Annotated in this window: 28 protein-coding genes; 24 read left to right on the forward strand and 4 right to left on the reverse strand. The window is 53.3% G+C overall.

What is annotated here, in order from left to right:
- The first annotated feature begins 1 nt into the window (after nt 1).
- The 13 genes from mreC (at nt 2) to WC317_02040 (ending at nt 14,517) form a co-directional block, all read left to right on the forward strand.
- Entirely contained in the window at nt 2–781 is a 780-nt protein-coding gene (gene mreC / locus WC317_01980; GenBank protein ID MFA5338899.1) for a rod shape-determining protein MreC, read from the forward strand.
- Complete coding sequence (gene mreD / locus WC317_01985) at nt 778–1,308, forward strand: rod shape-determining protein MreD (GenBank protein MFA5338900.1); 531 nt, start codon at nt 778–780, stop codon at nt 1,306–1,308. Before mreC ends, mreD begins: the two co-directional genes overlap by 4 nt.
- Nucleotides 1,309–1,317: 9 nt before the next feature.
- Entirely contained in the window at nt 1,318–3,042 is a 1,725-nt protein-coding gene (gene mrdA / locus WC317_01990) for a penicillin-binding protein 2 (protein ID MFA5338901.1), read from the forward strand.
- Nucleotides 3,039–4,145, forward strand: coding sequence for a rod shape-determining protein RodA (rodA, locus tag WC317_01995; protein MFA5338902.1), 1,107 nt, complete (start codon nt 3,039–3,041; stop codon nt 4,143–4,145). The genes mrdA and rodA overlap by 4 nt, the downstream gene beginning before the upstream one ends.
- The gene (locus WC317_02000; protein ID MFA5338903.1) at nt 4,145–5,779 is read left to right on the forward strand and encodes a radical SAM protein; all 1,635 of its coding nucleotides are present in this window, start codon (nt 4,145–4,147) and stop codon (nt 5,777–5,779) included. The genes rodA and WC317_02000 overlap by 1 nt, the downstream gene beginning before the upstream one ends.
- A 68-nt stretch (nt 5,780–5,847) precedes the next feature.
- Nucleotides 5,848–7,287, forward strand: coding sequence for a diguanylate cyclase (locus WC317_02005; protein MFA5338904.1), 1,440 nt, complete (start codon nt 5,848–5,850; stop codon nt 7,285–7,287).
- Between the two features lie 15 nt (nt 7,288–7,302).
- Nucleotides 7,303–8,370: a type IV pilus twitching motility protein PilT gene (locus tag WC317_02010; GenBank protein MFA5338905.1), complete on the forward strand. Its 1,068-nt coding sequence runs from the start codon at nt 7,303–7,305 to the stop codon at nt 8,368–8,370.
- Nucleotides 8,371–8,376: 6 nt separating this feature from the next.
- The gene (locus WC317_02015) at nt 8,377–8,823 is read left to right on the forward strand and encodes a hypothetical protein (GenBank protein MFA5338906.1); all 447 of its coding nucleotides are present in this window, start codon (nt 8,377–8,379) and stop codon (nt 8,821–8,823) included.
- A 16-nt stretch (nt 8,824–8,839) separates the two neighbouring features.
- Entirely contained in the window at nt 8,840–10,543 is a 1,704-nt protein-coding gene (locus WC317_02020) for an ATPase, T2SS/T4P/T4SS family (GenBank protein MFA5338907.1), read from the forward strand.
- 3 nt (nt 10,544–10,546) lie between these two features.
- Nucleotides 10,547–12,292, forward strand: a complete 1,746-nt coding sequence (locus tag WC317_02025) for a GspE/PulE family protein (protein MFA5338908.1) — start codon at nt 10,547–10,549, stop codon at nt 12,290–12,292.
- Complete coding sequence (locus WC317_02030) at nt 12,293–13,501, forward strand: type II secretion system F family protein (GenBank protein MFA5338909.1); 1,209 nt, start codon at nt 12,293–12,295, stop codon at nt 13,499–13,501.
- Between the two features lie 86 nt (nt 13,502–13,587).
- Entirely contained in the window at nt 13,588–14,019 is a 432-nt protein-coding gene (locus WC317_02035; protein ID MFA5338910.1) for a prepilin-type N-terminal cleavage/methylation domain-containing protein, read from the forward strand.
- A 75-nt stretch (nt 14,020–14,094) separates the two neighbouring features.
- Entirely contained in the window at nt 14,095–14,517 is a 423-nt protein-coding gene (locus WC317_02040; GenBank protein ID MFA5338911.1) for a type II secretion system protein, read from the forward strand.
- A gap of 14 nt (nt 14,518–14,531) precedes the next feature.
- Here the strand turns inward: WC317_02040 and WC317_02045 are convergent, their stop codons facing one another.
- Genes WC317_02045 through WC317_02060 form a run of 4 tightly spaced genes read right to left on the reverse strand, consistent with a single transcriptional unit; the run spans nt 14,532 to nt 17,360 of the window.
- Entirely contained in the window at nt 14,532–14,963 is a 432-nt protein-coding gene (locus WC317_02045) for a hypothetical protein (GenBank protein MFA5338912.1), read from the reverse strand.
- Nucleotides 14,960–16,279, reverse strand: coding sequence for a hypothetical protein (locus WC317_02050; protein ID MFA5338913.1), 1,320 nt, complete (start codon nt 16,277–16,279; stop codon nt 14,960–14,962). The genes WC317_02045 and WC317_02050 overlap by 4 nt, the downstream gene beginning before the upstream one ends.
- 2 nt (nt 16,280–16,281) lie before the next feature.
- Nucleotides 16,282–16,884, reverse strand: a complete 603-nt coding sequence (locus WC317_02055; GenBank protein MFA5338914.1) for a hypothetical protein — start codon at nt 16,882–16,884, stop codon at nt 16,282–16,284.
- The gene (locus WC317_02060) at nt 16,881–17,360 is read right to left on the reverse strand and encodes a prepilin-type N-terminal cleavage/methylation domain-containing protein (GenBank protein MFA5338915.1); all 480 of its coding nucleotides are present in this window, start codon (nt 17,358–17,360) and stop codon (nt 16,881–16,883) included. The genes WC317_02055 and WC317_02060 overlap by 4 nt, the downstream gene beginning before the upstream one ends.
- A 155-nt stretch (nt 17,361–17,515) precedes the next feature.
- On the opposite strand from WC317_02060, the gene WC317_02065 reads away from it, so the two are divergent.
- From WC317_02065 to WC317_02115, 11 genes are all read left to right on the forward strand, one after another.
- Nucleotides 17,516–17,974 carry a prepilin-type N-terminal cleavage/methylation domain-containing protein gene (locus WC317_02065; GenBank protein ID MFA5338916.1) on the forward strand — a complete coding sequence of 153 codons (459 nt, stop codon included), beginning with the start codon at nt 17,516–17,518 and terminating at the stop codon, nt 17,972–17,974.
- Between the two features lie 3 nt (nt 17,975–17,977).
- On the forward strand, nt 17,978–18,904 hold the full coding sequence (gene pilM, locus WC317_02070) for a pilus assembly protein PilM (protein ID MFA5338917.1): 927 nt from the start codon (nt 17,978–17,980) through the stop codon (nt 18,902–18,904).
- A 3-nt stretch (nt 18,905–18,907) separates the two neighbouring features.
- Complete coding sequence (locus tag WC317_02075) at nt 18,908–19,522, forward strand: hypothetical protein (GenBank protein ID MFA5338918.1); 615 nt, start codon at nt 18,908–18,910, stop codon at nt 19,520–19,522.
- Nucleotides 19,523–19,526: 4 nt separating this feature from the next.
- A complete protein-coding gene (gene pilO, locus WC317_02080) occupies nt 19,527–20,171 on the forward strand; it encodes a type 4a pilus biogenesis protein PilO (GenBank protein ID MFA5338919.1) in 645 nt (214 codons plus the stop codon).
- Nucleotides 20,168–20,524, forward strand: a complete 357-nt coding sequence (locus WC317_02085; protein MFA5338920.1) for a hypothetical protein — start codon at nt 20,168–20,170, stop codon at nt 20,522–20,524. Before pilO ends, WC317_02085 begins: the two co-directional genes overlap by 4 nt.
- A gap of 1 nt (nt 20,525) precedes the next feature.
- Complete coding sequence (locus WC317_02090; protein ID MFA5338921.1) at nt 20,526–22,292, forward strand: secretin and TonB N-terminal domain-containing protein; 1,767 nt, start codon at nt 20,526–20,528, stop codon at nt 22,290–22,292.
- Nucleotides 22,293–22,312: 20 nt separating this feature from the next.
- Entirely contained in the window at nt 22,313–22,594 is a 282-nt protein-coding gene (locus WC317_02095) for a hypothetical protein (protein MFA5338922.1), read from the forward strand.
- Complete coding sequence (locus WC317_02100) at nt 22,587–22,889, forward strand: TIGR03936 family radical SAM-associated protein (GenBank protein MFA5338923.1); 303 nt, start codon at nt 22,587–22,589, stop codon at nt 22,887–22,889. The genes WC317_02095 and WC317_02100 overlap by 8 nt, the downstream gene beginning before the upstream one ends.
- Complete coding sequence (locus WC317_02105) at nt 22,889–24,382, forward strand: Rne/Rng family ribonuclease (GenBank protein ID MFA5338924.1); 1,494 nt, start codon at nt 22,889–22,891, stop codon at nt 24,380–24,382. The genes WC317_02100 and WC317_02105 overlap by 1 nt, the downstream gene beginning before the upstream one ends.
- Before the next feature lie 133 nt (nt 24,383–24,515).
- Nucleotides 24,516–25,037, forward strand: a complete 522-nt coding sequence (locus WC317_02110) for an O-acetyl-ADP-ribose deacetylase (protein MFA5338925.1) — start codon at nt 24,516–24,518, stop codon at nt 25,035–25,037.
- A 31-nt stretch (nt 25,038–25,068) separates the two neighbouring features.
- Nucleotides 25,069–25,632, forward strand: coding sequence for a hypothetical protein (locus WC317_02115; protein MFA5338926.1), 564 nt, complete (start codon nt 25,069–25,071; stop codon nt 25,630–25,632).
- Nucleotides 25,633–25,756 lie beyond the last annotated feature (124 nt).

Below are 25,756 nucleotides of genomic sequence, written 5' to 3' on the forward strand. Positions count from 1 at the left end.
TGTGAAAAAATTCCAGAACAAACCTTTAACTGTCGTAGCCGCAGTATCCCTTGTCATTATCCTGCTGATAGCGTTTGAGTCCCTCACGAACAGAACGACCCTGGGCCTCCATTCCATCCTGCAGGTCCCCGCGCAGATAGCCTCCGCCGTATTCGAGACAGGGTTCGAGCTCCTGCATTTCAAAAGTATAGCCAATGAAAATAAAAGGTTAAAGCGCGATGTCGCGGCGCTGGGTTCGCGCGCGGCCGCGCTCGATGAGGCCGTCTCCGAGAACAGGAGGCTCAAGGGCCTGCTCTCAATGAAGGATAAGATCGGCAGGCGCTCCGTGGCCGCCAAAGTGACGGGACTCGACATCTCTAACTGGGCCGAGAGCCTGATAATAAACAAGGGCGTAAAAGACGGTATTAAGGAAGATATGGCCGCGCTGGCCGACGGGGTCGTGATCGGGAAGGTCACAGCCGTCGGCAGGGCGAGTTCCCGCGTATCCCTGGTCAGCGATCCTGAGATAAGGGTCGCGGTCGTATCGCAAAGAGGAAGGGCGAGCGGCCTGATGTACGGCATCGCGCACGGCAGGTGCATAATGAAGTTCATCCCGAAGGCCGCGGACATAAAAGCCGGCGACACGGTGGTGACTTCAGGCACTAGCGGCGTATACCCGCAGGGTTTCCTCGTGGGGAAAGTCATAGACGTAAAAATGGAATTTAACATGATATACCAGTTCGCGGTCATAGAGCCGGCGATAAACCCGATGGCGGTTGAGGAGGTATTGACGGTAGAATGAGTTGGCCGCGGATCATCATAACGCTCGTCATTATTTCGGTCCTTGAGGCGGGAAGCCGCAATTACATAAAACTCCTCGGCGCAAACCCGGAACTTGTCCTTATAGGCGTGTTATTTTTTTCGCTTAATTCCGATAAAGAGAAGGGCGCGGTATGCGGCTTCGCCGGCGGGCTCCTGGAGATGGTATTCTCCGGGGCGCATCCGCTGATATTGGTACTTTACGGCGCGATAGGCTACGCCGCAGGTTTATATAAAGAAGCGCTTTACAGGCATCTGGCGTCGGCGCAGATGATAATCGCCGCTATCGCGGTCGTCTCTTCGACCCTTATTTACGGCCTGCTTATCTCTTCGGCCGGTTTTCCTTACTATAAGGCGGTCATCTTCATTACCATACCCGTTGCGATATACACTTCGTTATTGGCGCCTCCGGTCTTCAGGGTCCTCGAGTTCTTCATGCCGTCGATAGAGACGGACTATAAAGAGATAGTCTTCAAGAAAAAGGTATTTGAGGGCAGGCGGCCTCAATAGGTCATAAATATGCGCGGCAGGATCTATTCGATAATAGTAGATGTCTTGTTCCTGGTCATACTGGCGGGGTTGGCCTATCTCCAGATATTGAGATGGCCGCTCTACCATGACCTCTCCAGGAAGAACCACATAAGGCTGATACCGATGCCCGGCCTGCGCGGAACTATCTACGACAGGAACGGCCTCGCCATAGTCGATAACCGCCTTTCTTTCGACGTGGTCATCATCCCGCAGGAGGTGGAGAATGTCGATACGACATACGGCCGTCTCTCCCTGGCCCTGGGCATTTCGAGGTCCCGCATCGAATCGATCGTGAAAAAGGATTATACCGCGCCGTTCGCGCCGATAACCATCGCCGGCGACGTCGATAAGGACCTCGCTTTCCGCCTCGAGGAGAAGAAACAGGAGCTTCCCGGCGTGCTGGTCCTGCCGAGGACCCTTCGCTGGTATATTTACGGGGAGAGGACGTCGCACATGATCGGTTACTTAAGCCTCATAAACAAGAAAGAGCTTGAGAGGCTCGGCGATTACGGATATTCAATAAGCGACCTTGTCGGCCGCGACGGCATCGAGCGGGCCTATGACAAATACCTGAAAGGCGAGGACGGAGGCACGCAGCTGGAGGTGGACGCCACCGGCAGGCTGGTTAAGATCCTCGGGAGCAAGAACCAGAAGAAGGGCACGGATATCACCCTGACCGTCGACGCGAAACTGCAGGCCTACGCGGCCGACTGTCTCGAAGGGGTCAAAGGGTCGGTCGTCATAATGGACCCGCGCAATGGGGAGATTTTAGCCATGGTTTCATCCCCGTCATTCGACTCGAATATATTCGTCGAGCGCGGCAAGGGCGAACAGGCGGTCAATTACATGAGGTCGGGCTCGCATCCGATGCTCAACCGGGCGATAAACGGCCAGTATCCCGCGGGTTCTATCTTCAAGATAATAATGTCTGATGCCGGACTCGAGACGAAAACGATAACCGAACACTCGACTTTTACCTGCAGCGGGAAGTTTTTCCTCGGGAGGGCCGAATTCGACTGCTGGAAGGAAGGAGGGCACGGACCGCAGGACCTGCGCGACGCGATAACGCATTCATGCAACGTTTATTTCTACAATTTAGGGCACAAGCTGGGGCCGAATGTGATCTCCGAATACTCCCAGAAGTTCGGCCTCGGGAAACCTACGGGAATAGATATTGCAGGCGAGAGCGCCGGACTTGTGCCGAGCCCAGCCTGGAAAAAGGCGAGGAGGGGACAGAACTGGTATGAGGGCGAGACGATCAATTATGCCATAGGCCAGGGGGACCTCCTGGTGACGCCGCTGCAGATGGTCGAGGTCGTTTCCGTGTTCGCGACCGAGGGCAACGCCCCGAGACCGCATCTTATAAAGAAGATCGGCAATGCCGATGTCCAGGTACCGAAGCCGAAGACGATACCGGTCTCAAAGGCCGCGATCGGGACCATAAAGTCCGCGATGGTGAACGTCGTCGCCTCGGATACCGGGACAGGACAGAGGGCGAGGATAGAGGGGATAAAGGTAGCGGCGAAGACAGGCACCGCGCAGACGCCTAACGGCGAACCGCACGCGTGGTTCTTGGGTTTCGCGCCCGCCGGCGATCCGAAAATAGCTTTTGTGGTGATGGTCGAACACGGCGGCCACGGAGGCGTGACCGCAGCCGACATAGCGAAGAAGATACTTGATTTCGCGAAGGATAACACGGAAATATTCAAATGAAGAACGGCTATAAGTTAAAAGGCGAATTCGATTACGGGCTCGTGCTCATAACAGCGGTCATCCTGCTCATGGGGCTCTTCGTCATCTACAGCGCCTCGTACCAGAAACTCGTCTCTTCGAACGCGAACCTCGCGATGAGGCAGGTCAATTCCGCGGCGCTCGGCCTCGTCATCGCCGCGGCGATATTCAGGATAGGTTACCAGAGGATAATAGATTTCAGTTATTATATATTCGGCCTTAACATACTGTTCCTGGTCCTTGTCCTCGTCCCGGGCATCGGCGATGTCCGCTACGGGGCGAGGCGGTGGATAGAGTTCGGCTCATTCGCATTCCAGCCGTCGGAGTTCGCGAAGGTGACTTTCATATTCGCGCTGGCGAAGTATCTCGGGGACATAAAGGAAGGGATAGCAGAACTGAAAGCGCTCATCATTCCTTTCGCTATGGCGGTGGTCCCGATACTCCTCATATTCAAGGAGCCTGACCTCGGCACGGCTTTGATATTCATCCCGATCCTGCTCACCATGCTGCTTATCGCCGGGGCGCGGCCGAAATACCTTCTTTTTATGATCGGCGCGGGCCTGGCGTGCGCGCCGTTTTTATGGTTCATCCTGAAGGATTACCAGAGGGCGCGGCTTTTAGTCTTCCTGAACCCGAATCTCGATCCTCTCGGCGCCGGATACACGATCATACAATCCAAGATAGCGATAGGCTCGGGAGGGATCTTCGGGAAGGGGTGGCTTTCCGGGACGCAGAACCAGCTGAATTTCCTGCCTGAACGCCACACGGATTTCATCTTCTCGGTAGTGGGTGAGGAGTGGGGGTTCATCGGGGGCGCCCTGCTCTTGTTCCTTTTTTACAGGTTCGTCGGCAAGGGGATAAGGATAGCCGAAACGACAAGCGACACATACGGCAAAGCCCTCGCCTACGGGATCACCACGATGTTCGCGGTGCATGTGATAGTTAATATCGGCATGGTCTGCGGCATAATGCCTGTCGTCGGCCTGCCGCTTCCTTTCGTATCATACGGCGGTTCCTTCCTCATTATGTCCCTCGCCTGCGTCGGCATTCTCGAGAATATAAAAAACAAACGCAAGGTGTTCTGATGCTGACCGACGAGATGCTCCTCGGCGTGAGAAAACCCGCCCGGTACACGGGCGGCGAATGGAACAGCGTCGTAAAAGGGGATAAAGGGATAGATTGCAGGGTCGCCTTATGCTTTCCCGACCTCTACGAGGTCGGGATGAGCCATCTGGGGTTGAAGATACTCTACTCCATCCTGAACGACAGGGGCGATGTCGCGTGCGAACGCTCATTCGCTCCCTGGCACGATATGGAAAAGGTCATGAGAGAGAAGGGGATACCGCTCTTCTCGCTCGAGACGAGACGCCCGCTCGGCAAATTCGACATAGTCGGCTTCTCCCTCCAGTACGAGTTGAGTTATACGAATATACTCAACATGCTCGACCTCTCCGGCATACCGATTTTTTCGAAAGACCGCGACAACTCCGCTCCTCTCGTAGTGGGCGGCGGGCCGTGCGCGTTCAATCCCGAACCGCTCGCGGATTTCTTCGATTGTTTCATCATCGGCGAGGCCGAAGAGGCCCTCCCTGAGGTGGTCGACGCCGTGATAGAAAATAAAAAAACCGGGCAGGGCAGGCGCCGGTTGCTGGAGAGGCTTGCCGCGCTCGAGGGCGTCTATGTCCCGTCAATCCCGGGTGAGGTGAAAAAAAGATTCGTCGCCGATCTCGATTCCGCGCCTTTCCCGGAAAAGCCGGTAGTCCCTTTCATAGATATCGTCCATGACAGGATACAGATAGAGATAATGCGCGGCTGCAGGAGGTCGTGCAATTTCTGCCAGGCGTGCGCGATCTACGGGCCTAACCGTTTCCGTTCCCCGGAAAAGATACTCTCGCTGGCCGAGAATATCTATAAAAATACGGGTTATGACGAGATATCTCTCGTCTCTCTCTCGTCCGGGGACCATCCGCAGATAATGGAAATAGTGGCATCCCTTACGAAGGCCTTTAAAGAGAGGGCGGTGAGCATCTCGTTCCCGTCCATCAGGGTCGAGGAAATGACGAGCCGCCTCCCGCTCGAGCTCGCGTCGGGAAGGCGAACCGGGCTTACCTTCGCGCCCGAGGTCGGCAGCGACAAGATGCGCAAAGTGATCAATAAGAATATACCGCCTGAGGCGCTTAAGGAATGCGCCTACCAGGCCTTCAAGAATAATTGGCGCAGGATAAAGCTCTATTTCATGATCGGCCTGCCCAGAGAGGAAGACAGCGACCTCGACGCTATCGTCGACCTGGCCAGGGAGGTCTCCGAGACCAAAAAGAAGGTTGACGGGAGGGCCGCGGATATTAACGCCGCGGTATCGGTATTCATCCCGAAGCCGCATACGAGATTCGAGCGTGAGGCGATGTTGCCGGTTGATGAGGTATACAGGAGGCAGAGGTATATCAGGGAGAAGGCGAGGCGCACAAGGGTGAAATTTGTTTTTCATGACCCGAAGATGAGCTACCTGGAGTCGGTCTTCGCGCGCGGAGACAGGGATCTCTCCGGGGCGCTTTATCTTGCCTGGAAAAGCGGGTGCAGGTTCGACAGCTGGAAGGAAAATTTCGATCTCGAAAAGTGGCTGCCGGTTTTCAGGGAGGCCGGCATAGACCCGGATCGTTATTCATTGAGAGAGCGGGGGTTAGACGAAGAACTTCCCTGGGGATTCATCGCGCTGCGATAATTATGTTTGACACCTAATTTAGGAACAGGTATACTTTTTATAATAAATTACGAAGGGAGATGATAAAGATGGCAGGAATTATCAAAAAACTGTCGCTTATACCCGCCGGCCTCCGTTACAAGTTGACCGTAGTTTTCGTGTTGATGTCCTTCATCCCGCTTGCCATCTGTGTCTATCTCGCGTACAATTTTATTTATTTCCCGTTCCTCCAGCCCAATATAGACCTGGATTTTACGACGAAAAACGTCTCGCTCGTCATAGGCTTAACTATCCTTATCGCCTTGCTAGGTTTCAAGATCATCTGGGACATCGCCTCGCCGATAATCGATATGGCCATCAAAGCCAGGGGCATCGCTAACGGCGATTACTCAAGGAGCATAGAAGTCAAGAGCGAGGACGAGGTGGGGGAACTCGGCATTACCCTTAACACGCTCACCCGCCGTATACGCGAGAATATGGACGAACTCCGCTCCTACGGGGAGAGGACAAAAGAGATAAACGTTGAGATAAACAAGAAGGTCCTGATCATGTCGGGCCTCCTGCAGGTCAGCAACCTGATCTCGCAGGGCGCTTCGCTTGATGAGATCCTCAAGATAGCCATTGAAAAGATAAGCCAGGCCGAGGAAGATTCATCAGCGTTCCTGATGCTTACCGAGGAGAAGAACACCCTCATAATGAAGGAAAACGAGAACCTGAGCGGGAGCTTGAATTCGCTCAGGGTCAAGATAGGCACCGGCCTCCTCGGGAAGCTCGTCGCCGAGAACAAGATGTCCACCATAGACCGGCGTTCGCGGATGACGCCTGACATCGAGGAATTTCTTAAGGTCTTCAGTGTCAAGAATTGCCTCCTGTGTCCCATCGTCGCGCACGGACACGGCTTCGGGATCGTAGGGTTATGCAATACGGTTGCGGATTATGAGTTCAGGGAAGAGGATACCGAGCTTATAAAACTTTTCGGGAAACAGATGGCTATAGCCGTGGAGAACGAGATACTGACCGCCAAGGCGAAGGAACTGGCCATCAAGGATGAGCTCACCGGCCTCTATAACGAGAAGTTCATCATCTCCCGCCTCGAGGAAGAGATCAAGCGCGCGGCATTATACCAGAGGCCGTGTTCGTTCCTTATTTTCAATATCGACGACCTTAATTTATACAGGGACATAAACGGGGAACTGGCGGCCGAGGATACCATAAAGAAGATCGGCAAGATAATAGAATCGAACATCACCGAGGTCGACAGGGTAGGCAGGTTGAGCGGCGATACGTTCGCGGTGATACTGCCGGAGAAGAACAAGAAACAGGCGAATACTGCGGCGGAAGTCCTCAAGCAGCGCGTCGAAGCCTTCGGCATCGCCGGCGGCAAAGGTTATCCGCGCAACTTCGTGACGGTGAGCGGCGGCGTGAGCGAGAACCCCATAGACGGCGTGAGCGCCGAAGACCTGATAAAAAAAGCGACTTTAGCATTGAACGAAGCCAAATCAAAAGGAAAGAATACGATCGTCTCTTAATCCTAAGGAGGTCCCATGGTAAATGTCCAGATAGAGACACTGCTTAAATTGATGGTCCAGAAGGGGGCGTCCGACCTGCATATCTCCGTGTTTTCCCCGCCCCAGCTTAGGATAGACGAGCAGTTGGTGCCGACCGAATTCGGCACTCTCGCGGCCGAGGACACCAAGAGGCTGGCTTACAGCATGCTCAAGCCGCAGCACATAGAGAAGTTCGAACGTGAGCTTGAACTTGATATCTCGTTCGGCATAGAGGGGCTTGGGCGCTTCAGGGTCAATGTCTTCCTCCAAAGGGGATATGTCGGCGCTGCGGTAAGGCTCCTTCCACTCCACATAATGAGTTTCGAGGAGTGCGGCCTCCCGCTCAATGTCGTCGAGGACCTCTGCAAAAGGCCCAAGGGGCTCGTCCTCGTCACAGGCGCCACCGGAAGCGGCAAGTCCACGACCCTCGCCTCGATGGTCGACAAGATAAATTCGGAGAGGAATTGCCATATCGTGATAGTGGAGGACCCGATCGAGTATGTCCATAAGAACAAAAAAGCGCTGGTCGACCAGCGCGAAGTCGGGCCGGACACGCAATCGTTCGCGCAATCGCTGAAGCATGTCCTGAGGCAGGACCCGAACGTCATCCTCATCGGCGAGATGCGCGACCTCGAGACGATCGAGGCCGCGCTGGATATCGCCGAGACGGGCCATCTCGTCCTTTCCACGCTCCACACTTCGGACGCGGTCCAGACGATAAACAGGGTCATAGACGTCTTCCCCTCTCATCAGCAGCAGCAGGTCAAGATACAGCTCTCATTTGTACTGCTCGGCGTCCTCGCCCAGCAGCTCATACCGAAGGCCGGCGGCCGCGGCAGGGTCCTGGCGACCGAGGTATTGATCGCCACACCCGCGGTGAGGAGCCTTATACGCGAGGCTAAAACGCACCAATTGTATTCCGTGATACAGACGAGCCAGAAAGAGGGCATGAGGACGATGAACCAGACGCTCTTCGAACTTTATAACAAGAAATTGATAAGCTACGAAGACGCGATACTCCGAAGCACTGATCCGGACGATCTTGACAGGTTATTCAGGAAATAGGGGCATATGGCGTCGGTAAAGCGCGTAATAACTAAAACAATAGGACAGCTCCTCCTGGAAAAAGGCGTGATAAAACAGGCGCATCTCGACGAGGCCTTGAAGATCCAGAAGGAGAAGGGCGGGCTTTTGGGCCAGATCCTGGCCGGGCTGGGATATGTAACTGAAGAGCAAATAGCCCAAGCCATCACGGTCCAGTACGGGTTCCCGTACCTTCCGCTGGCTAATTACGAGATGGACGAGTCGGCGATAAAGATGGTGCCGGAGAACGTCGCCCGCCAGTATTGCCTTATCCCGATAGATAAGATCGGCAATACCGTGACCATCGCGATGGCCGATCCCCTTAACATCCAGGCCGTAGAGGACATAGAGATGGTGACCGGCTGCTCGATACAGATATTCGTTTCTACGGCGACCGACATAAAGCAGGCGATAGACAAATTCTACAAAAAATAGGAGACCCTGACAGCCGATGCCATCTGGGATCAAGGAACGGCTAAGCGAGTTACTGATAAAAAAGGGGGCTATAACCGAAGAGAAATTAAACCAGGCCCTTCAAGCCCAGAAAGAGAAGGGCGGTTCGCTGGGAGACATCCTTGTCTCTTTGGGGGCCATAACCCAGAGGGACCTTTTAGCGATACTAAGCCAGGAACTCGGCATCCCGCCGATATCCCTTTCCAAATTCAAGATCGACCCTGAAATAACGAAGTTCATCCCGAAAAAGATCGCCGCCAATTACCAGATCATGCCTATATCGAAGATGGGCAATGTCCTGACCGTCGCGATGGCGGACCCGCTTAATGTCTTCGCGCTCGACGACATAAGGAATGTCACGGGTATGGATATCACGCCCATCATAACCACACAGGACGATGTGAAGGCCGCGATAGAGCAGCATTACGGCAGCGCGGCGACATCCACCATCGAAGCGCTGGTAAAGGAGACGAATATAGAGCTCATCTCTTCCAGGAGAATAGAGGATGAGTCTGTCGAGGTGATGGGCGCGGTCGCCGATACGCCTGTGGTAAAACTTACGAACGCCATTGTCCTGGACGCGACAAAAGCGCGGGCGAGCGATATCCTGATAGAACCGATGGAAGACCACCTGCGCGTCAGGTATAAGATCGACGGGATATTCAGGGAAGCGCAGTCGCTTCCAAGGTCGATACAATCGGGCATAATATCCAGGATAAAAGTCATGTCGAACCTCAATATCGCCGAGCGGCGCCTGCCACAGGACGGCAGGTTCAAGATAAAGGTGCAGGAGAGGGAGGTCGACTTCAGGGTCTCGACAGTCCCGACCGCGTTCGGCGAAAAAGTGGCGCTCAGGATCCTCGATAAATCCCAGGCCATGCTCGATGTGGATAAGCTGGGTTTCGAGAAGGAACCCCTCGACGAGCTCAAGAAGGCCTCGAGGAGGCCCCACGGGATGATACTCGTCTGCGGCCCGGCGGGTTCCGGCAAGACGACTACGCTCTACTCGGTCATCAAGCATATAGACGCCCCGGAAAAGAATTTTGTCACCGTAGAAGACCCGGTCGAATACCTGCTCCCCGGGATAAACCAGGTCAATATAAACCCGAATATCGGGTTGACATACGCGGCCACTCTCCGTTCGATATTGCGCCAGGACCCGAACGTCATAATGGTCGGCGAGATAAGGGACCTCGAGACCGTCGACATCGCGATAAAGGCCGCGCTGACCGGACACCTCGTCCTGAGCACGCTGCATACCAACACGGCGACCGGAGTCATCATGAGGCTGATGAACATGGGCGTTGAGCCGTTCCTCATCAGTTCGTCGGTGGTCCTTGTCGCGGCCCAACGGCTTGTCAGGAAGGTCTGCCCGCGCTGTAAGGAAGTCCAGGAAATCCACAAGACATTACTCGAAAAACTTAAGATAAAGGCGCCGGAGAATGTGAAGTTCTACAAGGGCAAGGGTTGCGATCATTGTTTCAAGACCGGGTTCAGGGGAAGGGTAGGCCTTATAGAAGCGGTAGCCATAAACGCGGAGTTGAGGGAATTGATCGCCAAGAGGGCGCACGAGAGCACCGTATACGAAGCGGCGCGCCGCGCCGGGCTCGTAACTTTAAGGGAGAGCGGGTTAAGGAAGGTATTTGACGGCACCACGACCCTCGAGGAAGTAGTGCGCGTGACCCTCGGAGAGCAGGATTAAGCCATGGCCCAGAGCATAAGGGATAAATTAGCCGAAGTCCTCGTGAAGAAGGGCTCCATTTCGAAAGAAAAACTGGACGAGGCGATAAAAGCCCAGAAGGCGCATGGCGGCAGCCTGAGCAAGATCCTTGTGCAGAAGGGCCTCGCCAACGAGAATGACCTCCTCGCGATATTCAGCCAGGAACTTAATATTACCCCGATAAACCTGGCGAAATACAAAATAGACAAGGAGATCATCTCGCTCGTGCCGGAGAAGATCGCGCGGCTTTACCACCTTATCCCCGTCTCGAAGATCGGCAACCGCATGACGGTAGCCATGTCCGATCCGCTCGATATATTCGCCCTCGACGACCTGAAGATCCTCACCAAATACGAGATAGACCCTGTTATAGCGACCGACAAGGATATAATCGCGGCGATCGCAAGCTATTACGGGGAAGAGGTGTTCTCTATAGATAAGCTGGTAAAAGATGCCAAAGGCGAAGAATTGCAGCTCCTTTCGTCCGAAGACGCGGAGCGGTTCGATGTCTCTACCCTCGCCATAGAGAGCCAGAAGGCGCCGATACTCAAGATGGTCGACGTCATTATAAGCGAGGCGCTCAAGCGCCGCGCCTCTGACATACATGTCGAGCCGATGGAGACCGACATGCGCCTGCGCTACCGTATCGACGGCGCCCTCACGGAATTCTCGCACCTGCCGAAATCGAACCAGAACGCGGTGCTTACCAGGATCAAGATAATGTCGGATATGGATATCACCGAATGGCGCCTCCCGCAGGACGGCAGGTTCAAGGTGAGGATGGAGGAGAGGGAGATAGATTTCCGCGTCTCTACCCTGCCGCTGGTCCACGGCGAGAAGGTCGTCCTGAGGGTCCTTGATAAATCGAGCATAAAAGTTTCCCCTGAAAAGCTGGGCTTCCTTCCCAAGACCCTGGAGGAATTGAGGGAAGCCATCTCCAGGCCTTACGGGATGTTCCTGGTGACCGGCCCGACAGGGAGCGGCAAGTCCACGACCCTTTATTCCATCCTTAATATATTGAATACGCCGGAAAAGAATATCGTCACTATAGAAGACCCGATCGAATATGAGCTCATGGGGATAACCCAGGTGCAGGTCAAGCCGGAGATAGGCCTTACCTTCGCGGGCGGCCTGCGCGCTTTCCTGCGCCAGGCGCCGGATATCGTGATGGTCGGGGAGATCCGCGATTTCGAGACCGCGGATATCGCCATCAAGGCGTCGCTTACCGGACAACTGCTCCTTTCGACACTGCACACTAACGACGCGCCGAGCGCCATAACGAGGCTTATAGATATGGGCGTCGAGCCGTTTTTGGTCGCCTCCAGCGTGGTATTCATATGCGCGCAGAGGCTGATGAAGAGGGTATGCGCGAATTGCAAGGAGAAGATCGATATCCCGAAGGAGATGCTGGACAAACTAGGGTTTAAGGAAGGGGCCAAGGCCCCTGGCGGGTCCAAGGGCCCTGACGGGTCCAAGGCGATTTTTTATAAGGGGAAAGGGTGCGCCAAGTGCAACAATACCGGCTATTACGGCAGGTTCGCCATCCTCGAGAACCTAACTGTAGACGACAAGATAAAAGAGATGATACTTGACAGGGTGCAGAGCGATAAGATAAAAGAATATGCTATGAAGGAAAAGGGGATGCTCACCCTGCGCGCGGCGGCGCTCGAAAACCTGGCTTTGGGGAATACCACGGTTGAGGAAGTCTTGAGGGTAACGTCGGAGGAATAAGTGCCACAATTTAAATATGTCGCTAAGGATAAGGACGGCAGGACCGTATCCGGTTCCATGGAAGCGCCCAGCAGCATCGCCCTGGTAGATACGCTCAGGCAGAAAGAATATGTGATAATCTCGCTGGGCGAGGCGAAGGAAGCGGCTAGGGGCCGGGCCTTCGGCGGCGCGAAGATAAAGCTCGACGATCTGGTCGTCTTCTCCAGGCAGCTCGCTACCATGGTCGCCGCGGGCATCCCGCTCGTCGGAGCCCTTGACGCGCTCCAGGAGCAGATGGAGAGCAAGGGTTTCAAGAACGTCGTAAAGAAGGTCCGCGATAATGTCGAGGGCGGGTTAAGCCTCTCCGAGGCCCTGAGCAAACAGCCGAATGTATTTTCTCCTTTTTTCATAAACATGGTCAGGGCAGGCGAGTCGAGCGGAAACCTGGATGAGATACTCGACAGGGTCGCCATCTATATGGAAAAGACGATCGCCCTGATAAGGAAAGTAAAATCAAGTCTCATATATCCGGCGGTTGTAGTGACAATGGCGATCCTTATCACGACTTTCCTGATAGTCAAAGTAGTCCCGACGTTCGAGAGCATATTCGCCACAATCGGCGTAACGCTGCCTCTGCCTACGCTTATACTGATAAAGATCTCCCATATCGTGAGGGGCTACCTGCTTTTCGTTATCATAGGATTGGTGATAGGTTCCATATCGCTTTCGCAGGTGGTCAAGACCGATAAAGGAAGGCTCGCATTCGATACCTTCTTATTGAAGATACCGGTCATCGGGCCGTTATTAAGAAAGGTGGCCATCGCGAGGTTCGCGCGCACGCTTTCGACGTTACAGAAGAGCGGCGTCTCGATATTGACGGCGCTTGAAATAGTAGGGAAGACCTCGGGTAACAGGGTAATAGAAGCGGCGGTCCTGAAGACCAAGATGAGCATCAAGGAAGGCGAGTCTATAGCGCAGCCGCTCACGGCAAGCAAAGTTTTCCCGCCTATGGTAACGAGGATGATCTCGGTCGGAGAACAGACCGGCAAACTCGAGGAGATGCTCGGGAAGGTCGCCGACTTCTACGAGAGCGAAGTCGACGCCGCAGTATCCGGTTTGACGAGCCTGATAGAGCCGCTGATAATCGCTTTCCTCGGGATCGTGGTAGGCGGCATCGTCGTGTCGATGTTCCTTCCGATAGTGAAGCTTATCCAGGTCGTCGGCAAATAGAACGCTTGACAGAGATTTCTTTTGTGTTATACTTTAGTTAGAAAGTGACGCATGTCCCAATCTAGGAAGAAAGGAGGGGAAATAAAATGAGAACGCTAGTAGGAAGAAAAGGTTTTACGCTCGTTGAGATCATGATCGTAGTTGCCATTATAGCTCTTTTAGCAGCCATAGCGATACCCAACTTACTACGTGCTAGACTCAACGCCAACGAAGCAGCAGCTATAAGCTCACTCCGTACGATAAGTACGGCATGTGAAAGTTTCAGAGCCGCCCAGAGCCCGGTGTCTTATCCGGCTAACCTGGCAGCTTTAGGCGCTGCTGTTCCCCCGTACATCGACACTACATTGGCCGGTGGTACAAAGCAGGGATATACGTTTACCTATGCATTAGTAAACGTGAACCAGTATACCTGCACGGGCGCGCCTGTAACGGCGAACGTTACCGGTACGAGGACATTCTTTGTTGACGAGTCGGGCGTAATAAGATTGACGAACGCCGCGGGCAACCCGATCGAATAATGCTCAGGGCGTAAAGTATGCGAAAAGGCGAGGAGTAAAATCCTCGCCTTTTTGTTAAACAGCATGGAGAAAAATTTGGATCTCAGAAAAGGGTTTACGCTTGTCGAGATAATGATAGTCGTGGCCATACTGGTCACGCTGGCGGTCATCGCGATACCCGGTTTCTTGAGGGCGCGGGTCATCGCGAATGAATCGTCGGCTATAGGCTCGATGAGGACGATAAGCACCGGATGCGAGAGTTACCGGAGCATGCAGAACCCGCCAACGTATCCTCCGGACCTCGCGACCTTGAGCACCGAAACTCCCCCGTATATAGATACTACCTTGGGAAGCGGGACGAAGCAGGGATATAATTTCAATTACACCCTGGTTGGCCCGAACCAGTTTACCTGCGCGGCGACGCCCGTAACCGTGAATATATCAGGCGTCAGGACTTTTTTTGTGGATGAGTCAGGCGTGATAAGGGTAAACGACGCGTCAGGCATCCCCGTCGAATAAGGACCCCGCACTTCTCAGTATGCGACTATACCTTGCCTTTGCATCTTCTGCAATACTTCCGGCGGAGGCATCTTAGACGGTTTCTTCGGCAGGTCAGGGGATGGTTCATAGACCTTCGGCGCATTTCCCGCCCCGCCTCTCAAACCGTTATCGGGATTTTGCGTATTTTCGGCTAAAGCCCCGGGTGCAGCGGATGTCGACGGTGTCGATGCCGCCGGTTTCGCGGACGGAGTGTTTACGGACTGCGAAACCGGATATCCGGCGTTCTCCTGTGCCGGCGGCAGTTCGTATTTTCCCGCCTGAAGGAGGACCTGCTCTTCCGGTTTGGCTTCAGGAGCCGCAGTCACGGCCGGCTTTGGCTGAGGCCTGCCGAGCGAGAGGATGATAATTATTACCAGGATGCATAAGGATAATATTATGGCTATTTGTGTTTTTGATATCTTCATCGTTCCCTCCACGCTATCCCTATGTACTTTTTAGTATCCGGGAAATAAGGGGGCGGCGCGTCGCGCAGCCGCCTGTCGTAGACGTAATTTTTCGAAAAACCGCTGCTTTTGGTGCTTGTATTTATATTGAAACTTCCTACGGGCCCTCGCTGGTTCTGGGTTATTCCGCCGTATATGTTCAAGGTGTTTTTCATGCTCGAGGTCCAATCTTCCAGGTAGAAGGAGTCGGCCATGGCCATTACGGCCGCCTGGATAGTAAGGTTCCCGTTTGTCGGGCACGCGCTTTGCTTGATCACGACATCGCCTTCGGCTATGAGCCCCAGCGTGTCGGTCGAGTTCGGGTTCGTCTGCGGATTGCTGTTATATTGTACGTTTCCCGTGATAATGATGTCATCGTTTGTTCCTATGGAGAGACGGCCGTTCAATGTCCCGGATACCTTGGCATATCCGTATTCGCTGATATGGCCCCACCTATCCAGCTTGTTCTCTACGTATATAGCCCCGTTTGCCGGTACGGCCATATTGGTATTATTGTAACCGCCGGTCGCGTTCGTCACGTTCATCGTGCCGTTGGCGTTCAAAGTTATCGTAGTGTTCCCCGTAAAGACACGGCCGCCGGATGCGGCTGCGCTGCGAAGGGGCGCCGTATCATCATGGTCAGGCATTTCTATAATATCGGCGTTGAAATCAACCGGCTGGGCAAAATACGGGTTATCATCGCCGGGATGCATGTAATTTATACTCGGGCCGTGTTGTTCGGTCGGATGGAGGTCTATAAGGTCGGGGAATTGGGGGTCGCCCGAAATATTGAAGCTGTCGTTAGTGTGTACGGGACCGTCCAGCGAGTCGACCGTTACGAACCATACATCAAGCGGGCCGTAACTCTCGGTATTTGTAAACCAGATATTCTTGGCGAAAGTATCGCGCTGGACTTCGTAATATACCGTGCGGGTGGAGTCCCCGGATGTCCCTACCGATACTATCTCGTATTTCTTCGGCCAGTTCGTGGGATTGCTGGCGTTCGGGACGACCGTTACGGAGTATGCCCCGGTAGTCAGGACAGGTTTCGGCACGCCCGTTATCGTGGGGTTAACGATGGGAGCCGTGCCGGCAGGCGGGGCAGGTTGGGCTTTCAGCCAAGCAAAGCCGTAATCGATCCCCGTCTCAGCCGCGGCGAACGCCGCCAAAGAATCCTTTTCTCTTTGCGCTGTCCTCATCTCCGCCACGCTGCGGGCCACATAGGCCGCGATGAGGATAAGGATCACAGCGACTACCGAATAAGCCACGATCAGTATAAACCCTTTTTTGTGTCCCATTTTTAGTCCCTCAATAAGACGGCGCTGGTTAAAGTCATCGGGATCTGCCTTCTCTCCGCAGTGGTCTTCGTCGTCTGCAACGTTATCAAGAGCGTCGCGAGCGAGTATTCCTGGCCGTCGTTCAGTGTATAAGAATCATTCTGCAGGCGGAACGTGAGGCCGGTCACATTGTTCGCAAGCACTTTGGCGGTATTGTTCTGGAGCCTTATCAGCTGGTTATTATTTACGTAATAAGAGATAGGAGCGGACAAGTTTGGCGTGCCTGCATTAGTTATCACGGAACCGTAGGCGCCGTAATTATTATTGCCGGCAACGACGGTCACGACCCGTAAGACGATAGAATTATAGTTAACACCTGTATTTTCCGCGTATTTCGCGCCCGCCATATTAGCCAGGGAGGCCAAATTGGCCTGCCGCAATTCCCTTGTCATGTACATGATGCCTTTCCTCGCTTCCTGGGTGGCCTGTATCTCCGCGTCTCCCGAATGCCAGGCCGCGCCTCCTATAACAAGGAAACGCGCAAGGATCCCGCCGATAATGACCACTATGCCTATGGTCACCATCAATTCGACCAGGCTTAATCCTTTACGAGGCCCTGCGTTCATCTGTCCGTTACCACCTCTGAGATAATAGCAGGCGATCTCAAATAACCGTTCGCGTCCGCCTGCTCCGTGCCGTCGCGTATGCCGTTAAGCGCTATCCCGCCGCCGCTGCCGTTATCCGCCCCGATTATCCTTCCGCCTTTTTGCCGCCAGGAGACGGAGATGATCACTCTTTTGAGATCCGTGGTATTGGGAATGGCGTCGACGTAGACCACGCCTTTGGCATTCTGGGCGGCGAAACCCTGTATATCGAACGTGTTATAGTCGTAATGATTGACTATGTTTAGCTTCTGGTAACGTATCTCTTCAAGTTTCTGCTGGATCGCGTTCGTCGCTAAAGTCATGTTCCTTGCCGTCTCGCTCAGGTTAAAACAGAGGACATATGCCCCCAAAAGCCCGCCTATCGCGACTAGCATTATCGCGGCCGAAAACATGACTTCCATCAGTGTAAAACCGGATTTCGCGGAACGAAACAACATCTTACCATCCCTCCAATTAGAAGTTTACTATAATGCCGGGTCAATATCAAGACTTTTGCAACGTCCCGCCGCAGCGGGGCTCTCAAGAGGGGATTCTCGTAAAAATTGGCAATTTTTCTTGACTTTTTTGCTCAAAAAATATAAACTAAAACTCAATGAAAGAAGAAAAACTATCATATCGCGGCTTTACTCTCGTTGAAGTAATGATAGTTATCGCCATTATAGCCACTTTGGCGGCCATCGCCATTCCTGTCTTTCTCACATCCCGCATAAACGCGAACGAGGCATCGGCTATAGTATCGTGCCGGACGATCGGATCGGCCTGCAACAGCTATTACGCGAATTCCAACCCCCATACTTTTCCGGCTGCCCTGGATAACCTGGCCGCGCCGGATTCCGATCCGCCTTACCTGGATTCGGTCCTGGGCGTGACCAAGCAGAAACAGGGTTACAGGTTCAATTATACTTTCATCGACGCGGAAAATTTCGAGCTGAACGCGGAACCGACAACTCCCGGGAGGACGGGGAACAGGTATTTTTTCACGGACAGCACGGGCATAATAAGAGCAAAGAGCGGGGGTCAGGCGGGCGAGTCCGATCCCCCGATAGAGTAGGATATGAAAGAGATTAAATTCCCGTTCTTGAATTTTAACAGGACAAAGGTCAAGGTCGGCATAGATATAGGCACTTCTTCCGTAAAGGTATTGGCCCTCTCGCGGCAAAAAACAGGCGGGTTCCAGCTTGATTTTTTCGCCGTCCAGTCTATCGACGGGGACCGCTCGAAAGAGAATGTAGTCGAAACGATAAAGCGCGCCGTCGCTCCTTCGGAGACTAAGGTCCAGGGGGTGACGATCGCCGTTTCAGGGCAGGGAGTAGTCGTGCGCCAGGTGCTCTTCCCGAAGATGAGCGAGGGTGAATTGAAGTCCGCCTTGCAGTTCGAGGCCGAAAAGCATATCCCGTTCAACATAAGTGAGGTCTATATAGACGCGCAGGTGATCGACCAGAACGCCGAAGGCAACAAGATGAAGGTCCTCATCGTGGCTTCGAAGAAAGACCTCGTCGACGAGTACCTGGGTTATGTCAGCGGGGCGGAGTTGACGGCCGAGGCCATAGATTGCGACGCTATCGCCGTGACGAACGCTTTCATGTTCAATAATCCCGGGTTGGGCAAGGATAAGACGGTCGCCCTCCTGAATATCGGCGCGAGCATGACCAACGTCTGCATACTCAAGAACGAGACGCTCAATTTTACCCGCGATATCCCGGTGGACGTGAAAAGCGCGGATACGCTCGAGAACCAGGTCAGGCTCTCGTTCGACTATTATGAGAACCAGTTCGGCAAAGGGATAGACGGGATATACGTGAGCGGCGGCGGCGCGAAAGAGACGGCGCTGCTGCAGCGTTTCTCCCAGGCTTTCGGGTTTGAGGTCTCGGCCTGGGACCCGGTAAAAAACCTGGCGGTCTCCCCTAAAATAGATACGCAGGCCCTTAAGGATGCCTCCGGCCAACTGGCCGTCTGCGTCGGGCTCGCGATAAGAAGGTAGACGATGATAGAAATAAATCTTTTGCCGCCGCATCTGAAAGGCAGGAAGAGGGAGCCGATGAAGCTGCCTTCGCTGCCCGTCATACCGGTCGCCGCCGGCATCGTCATCTTCCTGTTTGCCGTGCAGGTCCTGTTATGGGTCTTTATCCAGGTAAAGGCCGTTTCCCGCGATTCCCTCAAAAAGAAGGCCGCCTCTATCGCCGCGTCGAATAAAGAGGCTATCAACATCGACAATACCCTGAGGGAGATATCCTCAAAGGTCGCAATTGTCGATAAGCTGTCCGGCTCGAGGTTCGGGCTGGCGAAGATGCTTAATGATATTTCCGATTCGATGACATCGGGCGTCTGGTTGAGGAGCATCGATATCAAGAAGGGCGAATCGCCCGCAGAGCCCGGCATCCTGAGGGAGGTGCTGGTGATAGAGGGTTCAAGCGTCATCTCCGGGGGCACCGACGAGTACACGATAGGCAAATTCGTCAATTCACTGAAAGAGAACGCGTCCTTCTCGTCGGATTTCGACAATATCGAGATCGCGAAGGAGGAGCGTAAAAAGATACAAAATACCGAGATAATGGATTTTATCGTCATGTGCCATTTTAAGAAGGGGAAGGGGTTATAAATATATGCCCGCGCCTTTTAACATACCGCGCATCCCAAAGGCCGACCTTGAGAAGATAGCGCTTATAGGGATAGCGGGTTTTATAGTTGTGTTCAGCCTGATCCAGTTCCTGATGATCCCCTCTTTCCGCAAGTTAAGCGGGTTGAGGAAAGATATCATCAAGGAAACAGAGACCCTGAAAAAAGATGAGGCGCTCATAGCGAGCAAATCCCAGCTGCAGGCCCGGTTGACGGCGGCGCAGGAAAAACTCAAGGTTTATGAGAACGCCATGCCCCGTTACAGCGAAATGCCGGGTATCCTGCAGAAGATCGCGGAGGTCGCTTACGAAAATAAGGTCAAGATAATAAAGGTCGAGCCTCTCCGCACGGAGAAAGCCGAGCCGGCAAAAACCAAGGCTCCGCAGGCGAAACCCGGGGCAAAACCCGAGGCGAAAAAACCCGCCTCTATATATATGGAGATCCCTATACAGGTAGAGGTAAAAGGAGGCTATCACGCCATAGGCCAGTTCATAAACGGCGTCGAGACTGCCGTAAATATCATGTCGATAGGGGATATAGAGGTCAAGGCGAACCCCGAGGATATGCAGAACCATAACGCCAGGCTACTGATAGTCGCTTATGTCCTGCGCGAGGAGACCCAATCGAAATGAGGAACGCGGCATTCATAGGGCTTTTGATCCTTATCGCGTTCGCGCCGTATGCCCCGGGGAACGAAAATTTCAAGTACGACCCCAAAAATAAACGCGACCCGTTCAGGCCCCTTGTCGACAGGGACGGCAACATACTTCCCGAAATGAGGGCGGTCACGGCCAATGTCGAACTGACCCTTGAGGGGATAGTCTGGTCCAGGAACGGGGATTCATACGCTATCGTAGGCGGTTCGGTCGTCAGGGCCGGGGATATCCTGGGAGATTATAAGGTCAAAAATATAGAGAAGACGCGGGTGATCCTCGAAAGAGGCGGCGAAGAATCAGTCATAAATTTGAGAGGCGAGGAGGAATAACATGTCCAAGCGCGAAAAGATCTCAGTCGTAGGCGTCGTGTTTTTGAGCGCGTTTTTTTACGGGTCCGCGTGCGGGCAGGAGCCGCCGGCCGCGCCGACCGCGGAAGCCGTTCCGCCGCCGGCCGCGGTAGAGCAGCCTGTCGCCGCGCAGCCTGTCGCCGTTTTGCAGCAGGAGACCGCGGAGGAGAAGAGCACCGTGACCCTTGATTTTAAGGATGCCGATATACAGAATGTCCTCCGGGTGCTGGCTTACAAGAGCGGCGTAAATATCGTTACGGGCAAGGAGGTCGCGGGGACCATCACTATACGGCTTGTGGATGTGCCGTGGGAACAGGCGCTGGACGTTATCCTCAACACATACGGTTTCGCGTATGAACGCGAAGGCAACATCATCACGGTCTCGACCGTTGACGCCCTGAAGGAACGCAGGGAGAAGAAGAAGGAATTGACCGAGATAGAGGGCGTCACCAGCAAGGTCTTCAATTTACAGTATCTCGACGCGCAGGACGCCAAGAAGATGCTCGAGCCGCAGTTGTCGCCGCAGGGCAAGATATCGGTCCTTGAGGTGACCGGGCAGAAAGGGTGGAAGATCGGCGTGCCGCAAGCCGGCGGCCAGTCGACGGATGAAGGCAAAGAGAGAAGGGAAAGGGAAAACTCCAGGTCGCGCTCGCTGGTGGTGACCGATACGTTGACCTATCTTGACAGGATGTCTAAGATATTAAAAGAGATGGATGTCAAGCCCGTCCAGATCCTTATAGAGGCGAGGATAATGGAGGTCAGCAAGAACGTCCTGAGGGATATAGGGATGGAGTGGAGCACCGGGTCAAGGCTGCAGAACCACCAGGCTTTGACTACGGCAGGGGCCCTTAACGGCGGGGTCAAAGTGAAGTTCGGCAGCGCTTCTAAGACGACAGGCACGATATCGGGAAGCAATTATTCGCAATCGGAGCCTACCGACCCTCTCGGTTACCAGCCTTCGAATTTCAACCCGCTTGCCACGAACCTCAACCCTTATAACGCGGGGCTCCAGCTGCTCTACCAGAAACTCTTCGGGACGCAGATGGAAGCTATGGTCCACGCGCTTGAGGAAGACGTGAGGACCAATACGCTGTCCGCGCCTAAGATACTGACGCTTTCCGGCCAGGAAGCGATCATCCTTATAGGCACGAAGTATCCCATAGTCGAGAGCAGTGTTTCGGGCACTTCAGGTACCGCGACAGAGAACCTGGCTTATTACCAGGATATAGGCGTCCAGCTTTATGTAGTCCCCCAGGTAAGCGGTGACGAAAAATTCATCAACATGATAGTCCATCCGGTCATTTCCGAGAGGACGGCGCTCACCGTCGGGTTGAATGATTACCCGGTCATAGACACGAGAGAGACGGAGACCCAGATCTTGATGGCGGACGGCGAAACGATAGTAATCGGCGGCCTTCTCAGGAACGTAAAGTCAAAGAGCAGGATAGGGATACCGATATTGGGAGATATCCCGGTAATCGGCAACCTCTTTTCGCGGGCGACCAACAATACCGATAAAATAGACCTCCTTATATTCATAACGGCAAGGGTTGTAAGGCCGGGAGAGTTCACCGACCAGGAGATGGCGATGGTCAAGCAGGCCTTGGAGGCCGGGCAGGCCAATGTCACCCCCGCAGCCGAGCCGGAGAAGAAGGAGAAGAAGAAGGAAGACAAGAAGAAAGAGAAACCGGCCGCGCCGGTGGCCGCGGAAGGATTCAGCAAGTCTAACAGGGGTTATTTAAGCAAATAATGCGCTACAAGGAGGAAGCAGTGAAAAGGGTTTTTTTCGCGTTAATTCTTATGTCGGTGATCATTCTCCCGTTGGCGGCGCAGGATAACAAGAGCTCCGATTTTGACGCCGCTTTCCAGGACGCCACACAGATGTCGCCGGCCGGGAACGAAGGGGCCAGAGGCACGGACATACTCATCAGGGATACCACCAGCGTCCTGCACAGGGAGCAGATGGCGATACTCGACGAACTCGCGAAGCTGCGCAAGGAGATCGCCGACCTGAAGAAAGACATCAAGACCATAAAGGGCCAGGTTGAATAATTACCGGGTCGTATTCGCCAAGAAAGAGCAGATGAAGTTCATCTCGCATCTCGATCTCGCCCGGCTTTTCCAGCGGGCGGCCCGCCGCGCCGGCATATCCCTCATGATCTCGCAGGGGTTCAGCCCGAGGCCAAAGATAAGTTTTAAACGCGCGTTGAAGCTCGGCGTGGAGAGCGAGGCCGAGGAAGCGGTATTCCATCTCAAGGATATGATATCGAAAGAGGATTTCGGTAACAGATTGCAGGCGCAATTGCCTGGAGGGATAGTCATTAAAAATATAGAGGAAATAAATTAATGGGAAAAGAAATTTTAATCAACATCGAGCCGCAGGAGACAAGGCTCGCGGTGCTCGAGAACAAGGTCCTCGAGGAGTTTTCGGTCGAGAGGCTGGGCGAGAAGAGGCTCGTCGGCAATGTCATCAAGGGCAGGGTGAACTCTGTCGTGCCGGCGGTCAAGGCCGCGTTCGTCGGACTCGGGTTGGAGAAGAACGGTTATCTATATCTCGCGGATATCGTCGGTATAGGAATGGATTTCGAATCGATCGACAAGGAAGAGGAAGTGGTAAGGCCTCCCAGGGGCATACAGCCGCACCAGTCGATAGACCAGCTGGTAAAAAAAGGACAGGAAGTCCTCGTCCAGGTGACTAAGGAGCCGTTCGGCACGAAGGGCGCGCGCCTCACTACCCATATCTCATTACCCGGCCGCTATATAGTTTTATTGCCGTACGACAGGCACCTCGGGATCTCGCGCCGCATATCGGACGATAAGGAACGCGCGCGGCTTAAGGATATATTGAGGGGGCTTGAAGTCCCGAAGGAGATGGGCGTCATAATCAGGACCGCGGGCATCGGGCAATCCAAGCGGGAACTCGGCAGGGACCTCAAATATCTCTTGGGCATCTGGAGGAAGATAAAATTCGGCGCGGCGAAGAAACAGGCGCCGGCCCAGCTGCATGAGGAATATGACCTGGTGCTCAGGGTCGCGCGGGATTACCTTACCGAGGACGTCGAGAAACTTATAATAGACAACCGCGACGAATACAGGAAGATACAGCATTTCCTTAGCGCGGTCGCCCCTCACCTCAGGCCTAAAGTCGAACTTTATGAAGGCGACATCCCGCTTTACGACAGGAAGGGCATAGAGAAGGACGTCGAGAAATTATTCGAGCGCAAAGTCCCGCTGAGATGCGGCGGTTATATCGTCATCGAGCCGACCGAAGGGCTCGTCGCGATAGACGTCAACAGCGGGAAGTTCACCGAGAAGAAGAGCCTCGAGGAGACGGCCTTCGCCGTGAATATGGAAGCCGCCCGCGAAGTCGCGCGCCAGATTCGCCTACGCGACCTCGGCGGCATTATCGTGATCGATTTCATCGACATGATGCAGGCCGGCAAGAGGCGCAAGGTCTTCGAGGCGCTCACTGACTCGTTGAAGCGTGACAAGGCGAAGACCGACGTCTCACCGCTCTCAGAGATCTGCCTCGTCGAGATGACGCGCCAGAGGATGCGCCGCAGCGTCGAGAGCATGTCATTCCGCGAATGCCCGTATTGCCAGGGCAGGGGCCTCATCAAATCCGTATCAACGGTATCCATCCAGGCATTAAGGAAAGTCAAAAAATATCTTAAGGAGACGAAGAAGAAACAGGTCGAACTCCTCGTGAACCCCGAGGTCACCTCGCGCCTCTTCAACGAGGACCGCCAGGCGATAGAATCGATCGAGCGCGTCTTCCACGCCAAGATCATCATCAAGGCCGACCCGCTGCTCCATGTCGAAGAGATAAAACTTATCTAAATCTAATCTTGAAATTTAAGTCTCGCTCGGCCTTACTTTATTACTCGGGCCGATATATCGGCCCTGCGTCATAAACCGGCTCTTCGCGAGACTTAAATTTCAAGGTAAACATCAAGATAAACAAAATCCGAGTATGTCCACCAAGATAGAAATTGTTCAAGGCGATGTCACGACATTGGCTGTTGACGCTATCGTCAACGCCGCGAACAAGACATTGCTCGGCGGCGGGGGAGTAGACGGCGCGATACACCGAGCAGCCGGCCCGAAACTCCTCGCCGAATGCGCCACCCTCGGCGGATGCGAGACAGGCGGGGCGAAGATAACAAAGGGCTATAACCTCCCGGCGAAACACGTGATACACACGGTCGGCCCTGTCTGGCGCGACGGCAAGCACAACGAGCCGGAACTGCTCACCTCATGCTACCTCAACTCGCTGAACCTCGCCAAGGAGCACGGCCTCAAAACCATCGCTTTTCCGTCCATCTCCACCGGGGTCTACAGGTTTCCCATCGAATTAGCCGCTCCCATCGCCCTCATGACCACGCAGGATTTCATCACCCAAAACCCCGGCGTTCTGGAGAAGATTATTTTTGTCCTTTTTTCTTCCCAGGATTTTAATATATATGATACTATATTAGAAAAGGATACGGCTTGAACGGATTGTCCAAGCTATATACTTACATTAAATGAAAAATTTAATTTTTATATTAATAATTCCACTATTACGCGCTTTGATTTATTATAACCACGCTTCTTATCTTCATACAGCTTTGCAATGGCATGATAAGTGGCTTGATGGGAAAACAGACGATGCAACAGTTAAAGAAAAAGAGGTTTCTCAGAAAGCTCAAAAATGGATTCAGGCAAATATTTTAGAAATTAAACATCGAGTGATCAACATAGGGGTTGAAGATCCAGCTTTTACTGCTATGGAACCAGTAGGATTAGGTTTTGGACAACAGAGAAATTATAGCGGTTTAGATAATTTACTTTTCTTAAATGTAAAAATACTTGGACCCGCTCGAAATGCCATATTGCAGGCGGAAGGAACGTACAAAACACAAGCAATGCTTAGTTTCAGTCCATTATATTGGATAGAAATGATAATTTTTCTCCCAAGAGAAATTATTAAAATGGCGGGATTTAAAGAAATTTCAAGGAAGTTTCAACCGATTGTAAATACGGTACAATTAGTTTATTGGTTAGTAATGATTTTTTATACCGTAAATTTGATAATTAAAAATAAATAAGGCGGGAAAGAGGTCAAGTTCTAAAGTGACATGTCCTCGATAAGATTTCTTGCTTGACAGAGGTTGAAAATATGGGTACTATGAGGTATACTTAAAATGGATTGGAAGAAGGGGTATAAAATGA

Source organism: Candidatus Omnitrophota bacterium (assembly GCA_041653595.1).
Lineage (GTDB): Bacteria > Omnitrophota > Gorgyraeia > Pluralincolimonadales > Pluralincolimonadaceae > Pluralincolimonas.